Annotated in this window: 3 protein-coding genes; 2 read left to right on the top strand and 1 reads right to left on the bottom strand. The window is 43.3% G+C overall.

All coding sequences use genetic code 11. The features are described from left to right. Window positions 1–354: 354 nt before the first annotated feature. Entirely contained in the window at window positions 355–804 is a 450-nt protein-coding gene (locus O9295_RS01585) for a DUF29 domain-containing protein (protein WP_185238064.1), read from the top strand. Between the two features lie 12 nt (window positions 805–816). Then, a complete protein-coding gene (locus O9295_RS01580) occupies window positions 817–1,566 on the top strand; it encodes an amino acid ABC transporter ATP-binding protein (RefSeq protein ID WP_002762440.1) in 750 nt (249 codons plus the stop codon). 18 nt (window positions 1,567–1,584) lie between these two features. Here the strand turns inward: O9295_RS01580 and O9295_RS01575 are convergent, their stop codons facing one another. Continuing rightward, window positions 1,585–3,150 (bottom strand): cation:proton antiporter, encoded by a 1,566-nt coding sequence (locus O9295_RS01575; RefSeq protein ID WP_288031158.1) that lies wholly within the window; start codon window positions 3,148–3,150, stop codon window positions 1,585–1,587. Window positions 3,151–3,321 lie beyond the last annotated feature (171 nt).

Raw genomic sequence — 3,321 nt, 5'->3', positions numbered from 1 at the left:
AAATCCTTATCTGGCAAGAGACTTAATTGATTAGTTCGCTCTAGATCAAAAATAATTGACAAAAATCGCCAAATGCCTTTCTATATAAGGGTTCCATCCCTTATAACCCCCGTCCATTGCATAACAAAAACCGAAGAACCCAACTTCTTCGGGTACAGTCAGGATTATTGCCTCAATCAATTCAGGTGTTTATTCGGTGTAAATATGAATAAATTCGATAAAATCAGTTAATTATGCGGAAATATCTCCGTTTAAAACTAAATAAAAAATATTTACACTAATCAACCGCATCTTTTATGCTATCATTTCTAGGAACGGGTTATTTTTAATAATGTCCCCATTTGATCAAAGACAATGCTTGCTTTAGAACAGCTTTATGAACGGGAGTATGATCGCTGGTTAAGCGAGACGATCGAGTTATTAAAAAATCGTCAGTTAGATCAGTTAGATTACGAACATTTGATCGAGGAGTTGGCAACTTTAGGACGGAGCGAAAAAACTGCTGTTAAAAGTTTAAGTTTGCAAATAATAATCCAGCTGCTACTCTATCAATTTTGGACAACAGAAAGAGAAAGAAATAGTAATCATTGGACGGCAGAGATGATCACTTTTCGAGTACAATTAGAAGATAAGCTCACCACCAATTTAAGCAAATTTCTAGAACTAGAGTTAGACAATATCTATGAAAACGCTCGCTTAATTGCCGAAAAAAAGACAGGATTAAAAAATTTACCGATAATTTGTCCCTACTCTCTGAGACAAATTCTTGAGAAACAGTGGTTTCCCGATACAGATAATCAATAAACTCTCAAAAATATGGACTCTCACAACAGTGAACCGATTATAATTGCCGAAGCGGTGGAAAAATGGTATGATAACCGCTTTCATGCTTTGCGGGGAGTCAATCTCACCGTTAATAAACAGGAAGTTGTCGTGATTATGGGGCCGTCCGGTTCGGGAAAATCCACCTTTATTCGCACTTTTAACGGGTTAGAATCCTATCAAAAAGGCCGCATTATTATTGACGGAATAACTGTGTCCCACAACCTGAAAAATATCGAGGCAATCCGTCAGGAAGTCGGCATGGTTTTTCAACAATTTAACCTCTTTCCCCATCTGACGGTATTAGATAATGTCACCCTCGGTCCCATGTGGGTTCGCGGTTGGAAAAAAGCGCAAGCGGAGGAAATAGCGAGAAAACTCCTCGAAAAAGTTGGTATTCTCGAACAAGCACTTAAATATCCCCCTCAGTTATCGGGAGGACAACAGCAGCGGGTGGCAATCGTTCGCGCTTTGGCCATGCAGCCGAAGGTGATGTTATTCGATGAACCCACCTCAGCTTTAGACCCAGAAATGGTGCGAGAAGTCTTGGAAACGATGCAGAGTTTAGCCAAATCGGGGATGACCATGGTTTGTGTCACCCACGAGGTAGGATTTGCGCGAGAAGTGGCCGATCGAGTGGTATTTATGGATCAGGGTTTAATTTTGGAAATTGCCCCCCCAGCAGAATTTTTTAATCATCCCCAATCCGATCGAACTCAGCAATTTTTAGCAAAAATTCTTTGATTTTCCATGACTTGATCATTAAACCATCTCTTTTTCTTCTTCTACCTCCACTAAAAGGGGAACGAGATTTTCATTTAAACGACCGGCTCGAATTAATTCTGCGTAGGTATTAGCTTCGATATCGAGTAAAGTATCTTGAAATTGTTCGGCCACCACATCTTTTAATTGTGGATGTTCCTGTAGTAATTTTTGCAACTGATCCCGCAAGGACTTTAATTGTCCTTCCACCAGAGTTTTTTTGTGGCGATAAAATTCGGGATCGATATCGGGAAAACGTTCTGGTTGTTGCAGATAATTAGACACCCTAGTTAAAGCAATTTGACGAGCAATTAAGGCCGAATATTCGCTCCGAATCGGTTGATCACCGATAAGATTGAGGGCATTTAACAGCCATTGTATAGATAATCCTTGCACCAATAAAGTAAATAAAACCACCCCAAAAACCACGTCAATAATTTCTTGACGGTAGGGGATAGACGTAGGAACACTTAACGCTAGGGCGATCGAAACCGAACCGCGCAATCCTCCCCACCATAACACCGTTCTTTCCTTAAAACTGATCCTATTGCCCGTAATTAGGTTACTAATTCCCCCTAGTCCAAAAATGGACAGCAAACGGGAAACCACCATAGCGGCGATCGCTATTAAAATCCCGGTTAAGTGACTACCAAGACTCTCAAAACGGGTTTGATCGCCGATCAGTAAAAAGATGATGGAATTGACAAAAAAGGCGATAAATTCCCAAAATTCGCTAACTACCAGGCGCGTGCGGGGACTCATACCAATGCGGGAACCGAGATTACCGAGAATAATCCCGACAATTACCACCCCAATCACACCGGATCCGCCTAATTTTTCCGTGACGAGATAGGTTCCGTATGCAGAAACGAGGGTGAGAGACTGTTCCACGAAAGGCAGATCGAAGCGTTGGGTAAGGTAGGAAATGCCGAAACCGATCACGCAACCGACACCGATCCCAATCCCCACAAAGGTGCAGAAACGAGCGATCGTCACGGGGACGGAAAAGGTATCGACTCCCAAGGGAATCCCCACCAAGAGGACGAAAGCGACCACAGCGACCCCATCATTAAAGAGACTTTCCCCTTCCATCAGGATCGTTAGTTTTTTACTGGCCCCCAATTCTTTAAATAGGGCAATCACAGAGACGGGATCGGTGGCAGCTAGGGCAGCACCCAACAGAAAAGCGATCGATAGGGGTAAATTAGCAAAGATATGTAGGGGATAGGCGACTCCCAAAACGGAGATAATCACCCCGATAACGGCAAAAAGGACGATAGTAACCCAATATTCCTTTAATTTAGCCCAAGGAATATTCCAAGCGGCTTCAAAAAGGAGGGGAGGCAGAAAAATTTCCAGAATTAATTCCGGGGAAAGATTAACTAGACGCAAATCTAAAAAAGCTAAACCCATACCGACAATAACTAACAGCAGGGTGTAGGGAATTTTGCGGAGGAAGGCAACGGTTCTCGATAAAGTGGCGACACTCAAGGAAATGGTCAAAACTAGCAGGAATTGCTCTAAATTATGAGCGATCGCCTCGTTAGCAGTAGATTCTAGACTCATTATTTTCAGTTATCAGAGATGGGAGTGGGGTGTGGGGTGTGGGGTGTGGGGAAGTGGGGGGGTGGGGAATAGGGGTTAGGGGGACGGGGGGTGGGGGGGGGGGGGAAAGGGGGTGGTTAGAATAACTCAAAATCATCTCCTGAAGACCGGCGCACGGCTCAAGACTCACGA

The organism is Microcystis sp. LE18-22.4A (genome assembly GCF_027531105.1).
In the GTDB taxonomy this organism is placed as follows: Bacteria; Cyanobacteriota; Cyanobacteriia; order Cyanobacteriales; family Microcystaceae; genus Microcystis; species Microcystis aeruginosa.
The sequence above is the reverse complement of the archived record's forward strand: the minus strand, read 5'-3'. Positions and strand labels throughout refer to the sequence as shown.

Bases quoted from the DNA above. Each gene is read 5' to 3' on its own strand.
- O9295_RS01585 (WP_185238064.1), top strand. From the start codon at position 355: ATGCTTGCTTTAGAACAGCTTTATGAACGGGAGTATGATCGCTGGTTA.
- O9295_RS01580 (WP_002762440.1), top strand. From the start codon at position 817: ATGGACTCTCACAACAGTGAACCGATTATAATTGCCGAAGCGGTGGAA.
- O9295_RS01575 (WP_288031158.1), bottom strand. From the start codon at position 3,150: ATGAGTCTAGAATCTACTGCTAACGAGGCGATCGCTCATAATTTAGAG.